Source organism: Dactylosporangium sp. McL0621 (assembly GCF_049995355.1).
Taxonomy (GTDB): Bacteria; Actinomycetota; Actinomycetes; order Mycobacteriales; family Micromonosporaceae; genus Dactylosporangium.
This window is the reverse complement of sequence record NZ_CP188259.1, coordinates 4,756,808-4,770,136: the sequence shown is the minus strand read 5'-3', so window position 1 is coordinate 4,770,136 and position 13,329 is coordinate 4,756,808. Positions and strand designations below refer to the sequence as shown.

General features: G+C 68.2%; 9 protein-coding genes and 1 pseudogene. 6 read left to right on the top strand and 4 right to left on the bottom strand.

The features are described from left to right. Position 1: 1 nt before the first annotated feature. On the bottom strand, positions 2–1,474 hold the full coding sequence (locus ACPPVO_RS23015; protein WP_426513237.1) for an arabinofuranosidase catalytic domain-containing protein: 1,473 nt from the start codon (positions 1,472–1,474) through the stop codon (positions 2–4). Positions 1,475–1,860: 386 nt separating this feature from the next. Between ACPPVO_RS23015 and ACPPVO_RS23010 the strand changes: the two are divergent. Further along, positions 1,861–2,472: pseudogene (locus ACPPVO_RS23010) on the top strand (tetratricopeptide repeat protein); the annotation flags it as partial. 1,106 nt (positions 2,473–3,578) lie between these two features. On the opposite strand, the gene ACPPVO_RS23005 reads toward ACPPVO_RS23010, so the two are convergent. Then, positions 3,579–5,066, bottom strand: coding sequence for an RICIN domain-containing protein (locus tag ACPPVO_RS23005; RefSeq protein ID WP_426513236.1), 1,488 nt, complete (start codon positions 5,064–5,066; stop codon positions 3,579–3,581). Positions 5,067–6,343: 1,277 nt separating this feature from the next. Between ACPPVO_RS23005 and ACPPVO_RS23000 the strand changes: the two genes are divergently transcribed. From ACPPVO_RS23000 to ACPPVO_RS22990, 3 genes are all read left to right on the top strand, one after another. After that, on the top strand, positions 6,344–7,810 hold the full coding sequence (locus ACPPVO_RS23000; RefSeq protein ID WP_426513235.1) for an RICIN domain-containing protein: 1,467 nt from the start codon (positions 6,344–6,346) through the stop codon (positions 7,808–7,810). After that, entirely contained in the window at positions 7,807–9,168 is a 1,362-nt protein-coding gene (locus ACPPVO_RS22995; RefSeq protein ID WP_426513234.1) for a lectin, read from the top strand. The genes ACPPVO_RS23000 and ACPPVO_RS22995 overlap by 4 nt, the downstream gene beginning before the upstream one ends. Before the next feature lie 208 nt (positions 9,169–9,376). Further along, on the top strand, positions 9,377–10,849 hold the full coding sequence (locus ACPPVO_RS22990; RefSeq protein WP_426513233.1) for an arabinofuranosidase catalytic domain-containing protein: 1,473 nt from the start codon (positions 9,377–9,379) through the stop codon (positions 10,847–10,849). Here the strand turns inward: ACPPVO_RS22990 and ACPPVO_RS22985 are convergent. Next, the gene (locus ACPPVO_RS22985) at positions 10,776–11,108 is read right to left on the bottom strand and encodes a M23 family metallopeptidase (RefSeq protein ID WP_426514673.1); all 333 of its coding nucleotides are present in this window, start codon (positions 11,106–11,108) and stop codon (positions 10,776–10,778) included. The two genes, ACPPVO_RS22990 and ACPPVO_RS22985, sit on opposite strands and share 74 nt — an antisense overlap. Before the next feature lie 196 nt (positions 11,109–11,304). Between ACPPVO_RS22985 and ACPPVO_RS22980 the strand changes: the two genes are divergently transcribed. Next, a protein-coding gene (locus ACPPVO_RS22980) for an IS5 family transposase (protein WP_426514666.1) occupies positions 11,305–12,092 on the top strand; the annotation gives its coding sequence in 2 pieces (ribosomal slippage) (positions 11,305–11,638 and positions 11,638–12,092; 789 coding nt in all). Positions 12,093–12,375: 283 nt separating this feature from the next. On the opposite strand, the gene ACPPVO_RS22975 is transcribed toward ACPPVO_RS22980, so the two are convergent. Beyond that, a complete protein-coding gene (locus ACPPVO_RS22975; protein WP_426513232.1) occupies positions 12,376–12,645 on the bottom strand; it encodes a hypothetical protein in 270 nt (89 codons plus the stop codon). Positions 12,646–12,829: 184 nt separating this feature from the next. Here ACPPVO_RS22975 and ACPPVO_RS22970 point away from each other — a divergent pair, with 184 nt between their 5' ends. Continuing rightward, positions 12,830–13,024: a hypothetical protein gene (locus ACPPVO_RS22970; protein ID WP_426513231.1), complete on the top strand. Its 195-nt coding sequence runs from the start codon at positions 12,830–12,832 to the stop codon at positions 13,022–13,024. Positions 13,025–13,329: the final 305 nt, after the last annotated feature.

Genomic DNA, 13,329 nt, shown 5'->3' with positions numbered 1-13,329 from the left:
GTCAGGCGCGCAGACTCCACTGCTGGTTGGCACCGCCGTTGCACGACCACAGGATGAGCGGCGTGCCGTTGGCCGTGGCTGCGCCGTTGGCGTCCAGACACAGCCCGGACTGCACGCCGGTGATGGTGCCGTTGGAGTTGAGGTTCCACTGCTGGTTGGTCTGGCTGTTGCAGTCGTAGATGATCACCTGAGTGCCGTTGCTGGTGCCCCGGCCGTTGGCGTCCAGGCACTTGGAACCATTGGTGATCTGCTTGCCCGAGGTGTAGGACCAGCGCTGCGGTGCGCCGCCCCAGCAGTCGTAGAGCTGCACCTGCGTGCCGTTGGTGGTGGTGCCGTTGGGCACGTCCACGCACCGGCCGGACTGGCCACCCACGATCTCGACGTTGCTCTGCGGACCATCGGTGCCGCCGGACGAGGTGGCGTAGCCGGCCGCGACGATGTTCGCCTGGACATTGCTCTCGGTGGTGTCGCTCGGGTAGCCGGAGGTCATGACACCCTCGTAGAACGTGCCGGCCGAACCCTTGCTGTTGTCGCCGCCGATGCCGAGGATGATGGCGCCCTCTTTGTGCATGGGGTTGTAACCGGACACGTTCGGCCGGACTCCACTGTAGAAGGTGGACAGGCCGCCGGACTGGGCGTTGCCGCCGCGGATGGCCCACTGGTTGGCGCCGCCCTTGACCATGGCGGTGAGATAGCGGTAGTTCACCGTGGGGTCATTGGCGTTGTAGTGCTGATTGACCCCGGAGAACAGGCCGTTCTCCAGGTCGGCCATGATCCACGGGCCGTTGCCGGCGCCGTAGCCCCACACCTTGATGTTGCCGAAGTAGATGGCCTCCATGTGGCCGTTGCCGGTGTCGTTGCTACTGGTTTCGGCGTTGCCGTAGTCGAAGCAGCAGCCGCCGTTGTAATGCGTGCCGTCGAAGATGGCGTACATGCCCTCGGCGGCGTCGCCGGTGGCGATGCCGTTGGTGTGGTTGTTGCGGTAGCCGGTGCCGGGCGCGACGTAGACGCCATATGCCTTGTGGCCACCGACGATGGTGGGGGCGGCGGTGGCCACGGCCAGGTTGTCGGGGCCGCCGGCGGCGCCACCGCCGGGCGCCTGGGTGAGGTGGTTGCCGCGCCCGGACTGGTCATAGATGATCGTGATGAGGCAGGTGGCACCGGAGCAGAACGAGTCCTGCGCGGACGCGTCGGCGTAGCCGCCCGCGCTGAGCAAGCCGATGTCGCGGGTGGCGTTGTCCGATGAGCGCCGCACCTGGTACAGCGCGCCGCTGTAGCTGGCGTACAACGCGCGGGTGGTGCTGTGGGCCGCCACGCACGGGGTGCCTCCCGCGGCGTACAGGTCACACGGGCCCGACGTGGCCGCCTGGGCGGCGGTCGACGCCACGAGCGGGAGGGTCGTGCCGGCGACGACCGCGGCCACGAAGCTCAGGATCACGACGGCGCGGCGGGCGGACTTCGGTCTGATCTTCACGGGCACCTCCGTTTGGGGCGTGGTTCCGGAGCGTCGACCGCCGCCGGAATGAGAGCGCTAACATTCGCGCCAGGTACCGGTTCTGCCATGCCGGCGCCGAAAACACAAGGGCTCGGCCGCGCACAGGTCACGGCACCCTGAGAGCCGTCCAACCCATCCATGCTGGTCACAGTCGATGTCGGCCGGCCGCGGGTCGAACCGGCCAGGTCGGCGGCTTGCGAAACTTTCTGCGGGCGACACCTCGGACCGGCGGGCGAGCGGGTGATCGACGCCTGCCGCTTGACTGACGCCGCATTGCGGGCCACTCTGAAATCGCCCCCTCGAATCGATTCGAGTGAGCGCTCACACGCACGCGCGCCGCGATCGGCGAGGCCGCGGACAAACCGATGGACCGGGGTTACCCGCGTGCGGTCGACGTTCCGATGGCGCGCGGGCGCCGATGTAGGTCGGGTGGCCGGGCCGGTGGTGTCGGTGTGGCCGGCGTAGGCGCGGTCGGCGGCGGCGGGGTACTCGTAAGGCGCCTCGGCCGGGCGACGGTCGAGGACAGGTGCGGCGCTTGCGCTGCGGTCGTACTCTGCGGCGTCGTGAACTACACACCGTTGGGTATGGCATGTTTGACGGCATCGATGGGCCGGACGGCCGACGCGGAGGCGATGATGACGGCGGCGATCGATTCCGTCGTCGCCGAATATGGGCAGGGCGGTCCGGAATGGGCGTCGGCCCAGTCCGACTTCGGCGAACTGCTGTTCACCGCCGGCGCGGTGGAGCGGGCGATCGACTACTTCCGCCGAGCGGCGGAGGTGCCGGGGCGGGACGACGAAACGCGCAGGGACCAGCTGACGTACCGGACGAATGTGAGTCTTGCCCTGCGCCGCCTCGGCCGGCTCGACGAGGCGGAGGTGGAGCTGCGCAGGGGCCTCGAGGAGCGGCGCGCCTTCTATGGCCGTGAGCATCCGGGATACGCCTTCGGCCTGGAGCCCCTCGCCGGATTGCTGCTGGAGCGCGGTGACGCCCGCCAGGCCGCCACGGTCGCCGGCGAGGCGGTGGACATCCTCCGCCGCACCGAGCACCCTCGCCTCAAGGACGTGCTGGTGATGCGGGCGGTAGCTCTCCACAGAGCGGGCGAAGCGCCGTTCCCCGACTTCGACGAACTGCCGGACGAGACCGTCGAGGAGGTCGCGGAACTCATGATCGGCCAGAACCTTGACCCGGCACTTGTCTCGGCGTTGGCGGAAGCCCTCGGGGCGCGGCTCGGCCCCGATCACCGCGTCACGCTGGAGGCGAGCCGAACCCAGCCGCCTCTTTGTCACATCCGCGGTCGCGGGCCCACTACGACCGCGAACGAGCCGCCGGCAAACGCCATAACGCCGCCCTCATCTGCCTCGCCCGCCGCCGCTGCGACGTCCGCTTCGCGATGCTCCGAGACTGAGTGCCCTACCAGCCCCGCCCAGCTGCCGCTTGACCAAACCCATAGGGACACCCCCACTCGGCAGGTCACCGGGGCGGGCGAACACGCTTAGACAGCAGCCTGTCGACCGCCATCGGGAGCGTGTTCACCCGCCCCTCCGTGGGCCGGGGGCCTTGGATGCCATGACGCCCGCGGTGTTGACATGGGACCGGACCTCATCCGGCTGAATGCTCGGCACCCGATCGATCTCGATGAGGGCGTGGTCGCCCAGGGCGTTGCTGGGACGTCACTCCCGGGCCGGCGTCGGTCAGTCGCCCTAAGTATGCGCAACGGCGTACCTGCCAACCACCGCTGCTGGTGGCCGGCTGCATGCCTGCGGCCGGGACAGTGACCGGTACCGGGGCGGCCACCCGCACGCGAACCCGGATCGGCACCTTGCCCTCTTTCCGGCGGGTGGTCGTGTACGTGATGGCACCCGGGATCGCGCTGCCGTTGACCGTGATCAGTTCTTCGCCGTCCACGACGTTCGGCTTCCTCAGCTTCGGCACGCCTTCGACGCCGACGCTGTCCTGCACGAGCCCGTAGCCCGGCGGTCGACTGCATTGTCGAGTCCGACGTGGTTTGCAGCTGCTCGCCGCGACCGAGCTGACCTGCCGCCGGCCATGGCCTCCCGGTCATGGTCGGCGGCGACGAACGTCAGGCCGCGGTGCGCGTCCACTGCTGGTTGTTGCCGGTACCGCAGGTCCATTGCTGGATGTCGGCGCCGTCGCCGGTGCCGGACTGGTAGACATCGAGGCACTTGCCGCTGTGCCGGGCCACCAGGCGGAAGTAGCTGCCCTGGGCCTGCCACCGCCACTGCTGGTTCGTGCCGGTGCCGCAGGTGTACTGCACGATGTTCGCGCCGTCGGCGGTGGAGGCGGACGCTACGTCGAGACACTTGCCGCTGTTCTGGTTGACGATGCGGAAGTAGTCGCCGCCCGCGTCGTCGAAGCGCCACTTCTGGTTGGCGCCGCCCCACCAGGTCCACTGCTTGACCTCGGCGTTGTTGGCCGTGGACTGCCCCGAGACGTCGATGACCTTGCCGCTGTTGCGGTTGGTGACCCGGTAGTACGAGCCCGATGGTGGCGGCGTCGTGGGGCCGCCGCCGACGGTGTCACCCCACGCGTAGCGGACCTGGTCGGCGCCGGAGGTGTTGCGGACGGTCAGGTGGAGGTCGGTGCCGCTGCCGCTCAGCGCGAACATCGAGTACCAGTCGTGGTCGGGGCTGCTGGTCTTGCCGCCCAGAGCGGGCCAGTAGGTGCCGCCCATCTGGTTGTCCCGCATGACCTGGGCCATGGCGCGGATGTAGCGCACGAAGTTGTCCGTGCTGTTCGCGTCGCCGTAGTTGAGGCCGTTGTCCATGGGCGCGCCGAACTCGGTGGCGACCGCGCGCGCGGCGCAGTTGCCTAGGCGGGTCTGGATGTGGCCGCGGAACTCGTCGTAGGTCATCGCGCCGTAGAAGAACGCATAGTAGTGAAACGACAGCAGCGTGGCGTTGAAGCGGCTGTCATTGCAGACGTCCCGGAGGTCCTGGCTGAAGCCGGTGCCGCCGATGAGCACCCGGCCGGGCGCGGCGGAGGGGTGGGAGCTGAGCCAGTTGGCGGCCACGTCGCGCCACTCGGCCGAACTGTATCCGTGCGGCTCGTTCATCGGCTCGAAGTACACGTTGGCGTTGGAGCCGTACGTGCCCGTGACGGTGGACCACATCGAGTTCCACGCGCCGAGGTTCGTGATCCGGCCGCCCGAGGCGGAGGCGGCGTCCTCCCAGTAGGCGAGGATGACCTTGAACCCGCGCTCCGTGGCGGCGTCGATGGCTCCCCGGTAGGCGTTCCACCAGGTCGTGTTGGACACGGTGTAGGTGTTGACCGGCAGCCGGACGGTGTTGACCCCCATGGTGGCGGCCATGTCGTCGTAGAGAGCGTTGGCCTTGGCCCGCACGGTCGCGTTGCTGTCGGACTGGCTCAGGCCCTGCGGGACGAGCGGGTTCTTGTTGAAGTTGTCGCCGAGCACCGCCCAGTTCATGCCCCTGAACTGGGCGGTGGCGGCATGGGCAGACGGACCGGCCAGGACGACCGAAATGCCGGTGGCGACCAGCACCGTTACCGCGGCCAGCCCGGCGGCCCTCATCCGCGTGCCGATGCTCATGCGTTTCTCCTCTCAGCCGGTGGTCCGGGACCACTACCGGAGGCCGGCGCCGTGCCCGGGCCGGACCCCCGGACATTGAGGCGCCGCTCCCGCCGGCCCGGACGGTGCCCGCCTCGGACCGGAGGCCGTGAACCCCCGGCAACACGTTGATAATCCGGCTTGACCGGCCGCACCATCATTCGAACATATTCGTTCAAAATCATGCACAGACAAACAGCCGGCCACCCTCGCGACACCGGCCACCATCCGAACGACCGCCCAAGGCGGATTCGCGGGCTCTTCGCGAACGGGACGCCCGTTATGCGGGTCATGGCGCTGGGCCTATGAGCGGTGACCCGTCGTTGGCGGATGCGGCGTCCCTCGCGGAGGGAATCACCAAGCCGGGCACGCGCACCGAGCAGTTCGAGGCCCGACGCCTCGCCGAGCGGTTGTGGGAACGCTTCTCCGGTCCGGAACGAGCCATGCTGCGCACCGCTAGACGAGCAACACCGATCGCCAAGAGCAGCCGACGTGCCACGATGGCACGACGATCCTCGCCAAACCCGTTGGCTCCGGACGATGGACTCGCCCACCGCGCATCCCAACGTCCCGTGTCGACAGCCGCTGCGTGCCTCCAACGACGCTACGACCGGCACGGACGGGACAACGTCACCACCGCCTTTCGCGTGATTGCCGCTTCGTCACAAGGGCGGCCACTCGGACGGCCGGACGGACCTGGGCGGCGATCTTGGTTTCCACTGTGGCGCAACGCGCGCACACCATGGCCGGACAGTCACCGGTGGTCGGTGTGGGCTGCCGCGGGCGGCAATGCCGATCGATTGTGGTGGTCGCGACGCCAGCCGGCGTGCATCTCGCGCGGGGTGCGATCGACCCTCGACCCGGCGAGGATGCGGCGGATGGTGCTGGCGCCGACCCGATGGCCGAGACCGACGAGCTCGCCCTGGGTACGCCGCGGGTGTCCATCGGTAAACCGCCCGACCGTACGGGTCCGGCGCGACTATTCGGCAGTGGTAGGCATGCCCGTGGACGGGCGCCGGTGGAAGTTTCACGGCACCGGGCGTGCGGGTCGCCCGCAGACATTCACCGCCGTCTTGACGCGCCTCCCGGGAGAGAGCATCCTGGCGCAACGCGCGTCCGAATCGGTTCGCTTTTGTGCGATCCCGTCCAACCGTGAGTCGTCCTGTCGCACCCCGTCGATCGGTCCAGCTCCGATTGTTAGCGCTCACATAAGGCGCTCTCCGCACAAATGCCGCCCAGGCGTACGAAGGAGACACCCCATGACACTGCACAGACCGCGGTTGCGGCGACTCGCCGCGGCCGGTGCCGCACTCGGGCTGGCCGTCGCTGGCCTGGTCGGCGTCCAGCTCGGCACGGCGGCGCCGGCGAGCGCCGCGACCTCCCAGTTCCACGGCGTGAACTGGGCCGACCCCGACGACAACTTCATCACCCGACCCAACACCCCGGTCGGGTTGTCTACATCGGACAGTTATGCCACCGTCTACGCCAAGGCCACGAACGTCCTCAAGGGATTCAAGGGTCTGGGCGCCAACACCGTACGGTTCGGCATCAACACCTGGACGACCTCGTCGAGCTGGTGGAACAGCCTCGTCGGCGCCTACGACGCGGCTAACGCGCTCGGCATGAACGTCATCATCACGCCGTGGCTGCAGGGCGGCAAGATCAGCGACACCAACGCGTTCAACTCCATGTGGGACACCGTGGTCGCCAAATACGGCGGGAACAGCAACGTCTACTTCGACATGATGAACGAGCCGTACGGCTACAGCGCCAGCGATCTGACCAACACCGAAGCGGCCTGGGTCAACCGCTACTCCAGCATCCCCCGCAGCCGCATGATCCTGCCTGGCCAGTACTCCGACAACAACCTGTGCGCCGTCGGCGGCGACTCCCGGCTGTCCGGCACGCTGCTGTCGCTGCACATCTACAGCATGTTCGGCGACTCCCACTCCACCGAGTCGGGCTGGGTCAGCGACCTGCAGGGCAACCTCTGCGGCTACGGCAGCCGGGCCGTCATCACCGAGTTCGGCGTGCCGATGACCACCGGCGTGAACTACAACGGCCCCCGCGACGGCACCAACAACATCTCCTACCTGTACGCCGTCACGGACACCGCCCGCAGCCAGGGCATCGGCACCGTGTTGTGGACCGGGGTCAAGACGCTCAGCCAGACCCAGGGTCCCGGGCCGTGCGACAACGCCTCCTGCGCCATCACCACCGTCAACGGCAGCGGCACCAACCTCTCGCTGTCGCTGAACAACCAGTCCGGACTGGACCGGCTGCAGTACGGATGGAACCAGACCAACAACTCCGGCGGCAGCGGCGGCCCCGGCGGTGGCACCTCCTTCGCGCTGCGCGGCAACGGCTCGAACCGGTGTCTCGACGTGACCGGGCGCGCCACCGCCAACGGCACCGCCGTGGAGATCTGGGACTGCAACGGCGGCACCAACCAGCAGTGGACGCAGCTGTCCAACGGCGCGCTGCAGGTATACGGCAACAAGTGCCTCGACGTGCCCGGGCACGCCACCGCCACCGGCACCAAGGTGGAGATCTGGGACTGCAACGGCGGCGCCAACCAGCAGTGGACGCTCAACAGCGACGGCACCGTCGTCGGCCGCGAGTCCGGACTGTGCCTGGACGTGACCGGTTCCGGCACCGCCAACGGCACCGCGGTGCAGCTGTGGACCTGCTCTGGCGCGGCCAACCAGAAGTGGACACGCCAGTGAGGGCGGCATCGCGACGGCGCACCGTCGGTGTGTTCGCCGCCGCGGCCGCTCTCGTCGCCGCCGCCGTCGGCATCGTCGTGGGCGCCCCCGGCTCGGCCCTGCCGTCCGCGTACGCCGCGACGGCCGGGTGCGGTCACGCGCCCACCCTGGCCAGCGGCACGCACACGATCAGCAGCAGCGGCCAGAACCGCAGCTACATCTTGCGGGTCCCGGCGAACTACGACAGCAACCACGCGTACCGGCTGATCTTCGGTTTCCACTGGAACGGTGGCACGGCGAACGGCGTCGACTCCGGCGGCACCGACGGTTACAACTGGTCCTATTACGGGCTGCGGCGGCTGTCCGACAACGCCGGCAACGGCACCGTCTTCGTCGCGCCGCAGGGCCTCAACAACGGATGGGCGAACTCCGGCGGCCAGGACGTGACGTTCGTGGACGACATGCTCCGGCAGCTGGAGTCCGGCCTGTGCATCGACACGACCCTGGTGTTCTCCAGCGGATTCAGCTACGGCGGGGCGATGTCCTACGCGCTGGCCTGCGCGCGCCCGACGGTGTTCCGGGCGGTTGCGGTCTACTCGGGTGCCAACCTGAGCGGCTGCGCCGGTGGTACCCAACCGGTGGCGTACATCGGGATGCACGGGCTGCGCGACAACGTCCTCAACATCGCGTCGGGCCGCTCGCTGCGCGACACGTTCGTGCGCAACAACGGTTGCACCCCGCAGAACCCGCCGGAGCCGGCCAGCGGCAGCCTCACCCACGTCGTCACGGCCTACTCCGGATGCCGCGCCGGCTACCCGGTCGTGTGGGCCGCGTTCGACGGCGCCGGTCACGATCCCGGCCCGATCGACGGCTGCACCTGCGACGGCTGGATGACCTGGACCAAGGACCTGGTGTGGAGCTTCTTCACCCAGTTCGGCGGCGGACCGGCACCCAGCACGCCACCGGCCAGCAGCCCACCGCCGGGCGGCCAGCAGAGCGGCGCAATCGTCGGCAACCAGTCGGGCCGCTGTCTGGACATCCCCAACGCCGGCACCGCCAACGGCACCCAGGCCCAGCTGTACGACTGCAACGGCCAGACGAACCAGCATTTCACCTACACGGCCGGCAAGCAGTTGCAGGTGTACGGCAGCAAGTGCCTGGACGCGAACGGTCAGGGCACCAGCAACGGCACGGCGGTCATCATCTGGGACTGTAACGCCCAGGCCAACCAGCAGTGGAACGTCAACGGCAACGGCACCATCACCGGCGTGCAGTCCGGGCTGTGCCTCGACGCCAGCGGGGCCGGCACCGCCAACGGCACGAAGATCATCCTTTGGTCCTGTAACGGCCAGGCCAACCAGCGCTGGAGCCTTCGCTAGCACCCTGCCCGCATATGTTCACCGCCTCGCCGGTCCCCGGAGCGGTCCGGCCCGGCGACCTCCACGCCAGCCGGTAGTTGACGGTCGTGACCTCATGCCGGCTCCGACCTGACAGGAGATCGTTCAGATGGGCGCACAGCCACCCGCAGTCCAACGGTCGGGACGACCACTGAGGCGTACCGTCTCGCTGGCCGCGGTCGTTCTCGCCATGGTCTTGGGGATCGTCACTGTTCGGATCGCGTCAGCGGCGACAGCCGCCGCCCAGGACGCCACGATCGTGGGCGGCCAGTCCGGGCGCTGCCTGGACGTGCCGAACTCCACAACCACCAACGGCACCCAGGTCCAGTTGTTCGACTGTGGCAGCGCGACCGGACAGCGCTGGACGTATTCCGCGAGCAAGCAGCTGACCGTGTACAACGGGAGCAAGTGCCTGGACGCGAACGGGCGGGGCACGTCCAACGGGACCCAGGTGATCATCTGGGACTGCAACGGCCAGACGAACCAGCAGTGGAACTTCAACTCGAACGGAACGATCACCGGGGTGCAGTCCGGGCTGTGCGTGGATGCGTACGGTGCCGGCACGGCCAACGGTACAAAGATCATTCTGTGGTCCTGCAACGGTCAGGGCAACCAGCAGTGGATCGTCTCCGGTGGATCGACGCCCCCACCGTCGAGCAGCCCGCCGGTGAGCAGCAGCCCGCCGCCGCCCGGGAGCCGGCCGTGTGATCTCTATGCGGCCGGCGGAACCCCGTGCATCGCGGCGCACAGCACCACCCGGGCGTTGTTCGCCGCGTACAACGGGCCGCTGTACCAGGTGCAGCGCGCGTCCGACAAGCAGTACCTGGACGTCGGGGTGCAGTCTGCCGGTGGCGTGACCAATGCCGTCGCACAGGACACGTTCTGCGCGAACAGCGCCTGCACGATCACGAAGATCTACGACCAGACGGCCAACCACAACGATCTGCCCGTCTCTTGGGGTGGCCTGTGGAAGGGTCCGGGGCCGAACGGCGCCGACGTGCCTGCGGACGCCAAGGCGCTGCCGGTGACCGTCGGTGGTCAAAAGGCGTACGGCGTCAAGGTCACCTCCGGCGTGGGGTACCGGATCGACAACGCGAAGAATGCGCCGACCGGGTCCCAGCCTGAGGGCATCTACATGGTCACCTCATCGAACTACGTGAACGACCAGTGCTGCTTCGACTACGGCAGCGGCGAGAACTCGCACACTGACACGGGCAACGCGACGATGAACGCGATCGAATGGGGTACCGCGTGCTGGTTCGGCACCTGGGCGAACAACCCGTGCGTTGGCACCGGCCCGTGGGTGGAGGCCGATCTCGAGAACGGCATGTACCACACCAACACCGGCTCCAACAAAGACCCGAACAACTCCGGCGTGCACTTCCCGTTCGTGTCCGCATGGGAGAAGAACAACGGCACCAGCAACTTCACCCTCAAGTACGGCAATGCCACCAGCGGTGGGTTGACCCGGCCATACTCCGGCCCTCTGCCCAACGGGTACTCGCCGATGAAGCTGGACAGTTCCATCCTGCTGGGTACCGGCGGGGACAACAGTCACGCCGGTATCGGCGAGTTCTTCGAGGGCGCGGTCACGGCCGGCTACCCGAACGACACGACCGAGGACGCCGTACAGGCGAGCATCGTCGCCGCCGGATACCACTGACACCGACCGGAACGGCGGCCTGATCGGGGCACCGTCCTCCCGCTCCGGAGGACGGTGCCAGGGTCCCGCGCTCCTCGCACGCAACGACTTTCTTCATGAATTCGATCGGGTTGATGGCGCCGTTCTTGCTGTGGTCGCTGTTGATGTGGATCTCGTAGTGCACGTGGGGTCCGGAGGAGTGGCCGGTGGAGCCACTGATCCCGATCGGCTGCCCGGCCGCCACAGTCAGCCCGGCGGTGACCTTGGATTTCTCCCGCATGTGGCAGTAGCGGGTCATGATCCCGCCGGCGTGCTGCAGTACCGCAGCAAGCGCGACCTGACGGCGGTGTGCCGCCCACCATCGGTGCGGCAGGTGACCAGCTAACAAGTCCTAACAGAATGATCTAGGGACTTCCGTCCTTTGTGGACGATGATCTATAGTGTCGACCGTGCGGAAGGGCGAGCAGCCACCATGGATGGTGCCGGACGGGTTGTGGGAGCGGATCGAGCCGCTGTTGCCCCGGCACCCGCGGCGGTTGCGTAACCCCGGGCGGAAACGGGTGCCGGACCGGCAGGTGCTGTGCGGGATTCTGTTCGTGCTGTACACGGCGATCCCGTGGGAGTTCCTGCCGCAGGAGTTGGGCTTCGGGTCTGGGATGACCTGCTGGCGGCGGCTGGCCGAGTGGCACGAGGCCGGGGTCTGGCAACGTCTGCACGAGCTCCTGCTGGCCGAGCTACGCGCCGCGGACAAGCTCGACTGGTCCAAGGCGGTGATCGACGGCTCGCATGTGCGGGCCCTGAAGGGCGGCCCAAAACCGGACCGAGCCCGGTCGACCGCGCCAAGACCGGCTCGAAACACCACGTCATCACCGACGGCGCGGGCATCCCACTCGCCGTCAGCCTGACCGGCGGCAACCGCCACGACGTCACGCAGCTCCTGCCGTTGATCGACGCCATCCCGCCGATACGTGGCAAACGCGGCCGGCCCCGCCGACGCCCCGACAGCCTGTACGCCGACCGGGCCTACGACTTCGACATCTACCGCGACCGGGTCCGCGATCAGGGCATCACCCCCTACTTCGCCCGCCGCGGCGTCGAGCACGGCTCCGGGCTGGGCGTTCACCGCTGGGTGGTCGAGCAGACGGTCGCGCTGCTGCACTGGTTCCGCCGCCTCCGCATCCGCTGGGAGATCCGCGACGACATCCACGAAGCGTTCATGAGCCTCGCCTGCTCCATCATCTGCTACCGCCGACTCATCAAGTGATCATTCTGTTAGGACTTGTAAATCTGCCGGCGGCCTGACGACCTCGCCGACCGCGACACCGAGCAGCTGCAGGCGATCTTCGGGCGTTGTCCGGAACTGCGTGCCGCAGCCGAGTTGGTGCGGTCGTTCGCCGAGATGCTCACCCGCCTGCGCGGGCAGCGGCTCGGCGCTTGGATCACCACAGGGAAGCAGCGGCACTGCCCGGCATCACGAAGTTCGCCAAGGGCGTCACCGCCGACCTCGACGCCGTGACCGCCGGGCTTACCCTGCCCCTCTACGTTTCCTACGAATCCAACTGGGTCTGCACCCCGGTGGTGCCCAGACGATTGGCGAGCAGGAGCACTTCGGCTCGGGTACCTTTACGCCGCCGGACGGGGCGCACTGCGGCCGGGTCCGCTGGCACCGCTTTGCCGGCGAACCATTCCGACAGCGACTGCGGAGTCAAGACCACGGGCGGCCGCTGCTGGCTGGCCTGATACACGAGCTGGCCGTAGGTCGGGGAGCTGGCTGCGGAACGCAGGGCGCGCAGTTCGGCGGCGAACTCCTCCGGCACCGATCGTTCCGTCATCGCGTGCCCTGCCCGGATCGGTTGTGCCCTCCGGTCCGGATCAGGACCGGACACCTCCTCACAGGCCGTGGCCTACGCATACCCGGACGGTAGCCGATGGCTGCTTGCTACAAACCCCTCGGACCGGCAGACCGGAGGGCACCGAACGACCGACGAGGAGTCCCCTTCGATGCCGACACTCTCCGGACTGATCCACGACGGCGCCGTCCTCACCGGCGCCGCTAGTACCCTGTACACGCTCATCGTCACCACCGCAGCGCTGACCGCGCTGCTCGCCCGCACCCCGGCCCGCCGCCGCGACGCCCAACAGGTCCTCAAGATCCTGCTCCGCCGCCGGGACGGGAATCACGACCATCGAACCTGATGTTCCCCGCGCCGCCCGGCTTCCACGAATGCGCCGTGCCCGACCCGATGCCGGTCGCGGTGGCGACGTTGGGCAGCACGACCGCACGGGCGCGGCCAGCGGCGTAGGTGTGCGGGGCGGCGCCAGTGTCGTGGAGCCGCCTGCTCGACGAACTCACCATCGATGATCATCGCCGTCGAGTCGCAAGATCGACCCTACCCGATGGACGACGCAGTGCTCACACATTGTCGCCCTGGCTTTCCCTTCTGTCCCTCGTGTCCCTGGAATGGCCATTTACCAACATAGATGCCGGGGACACTTTGATC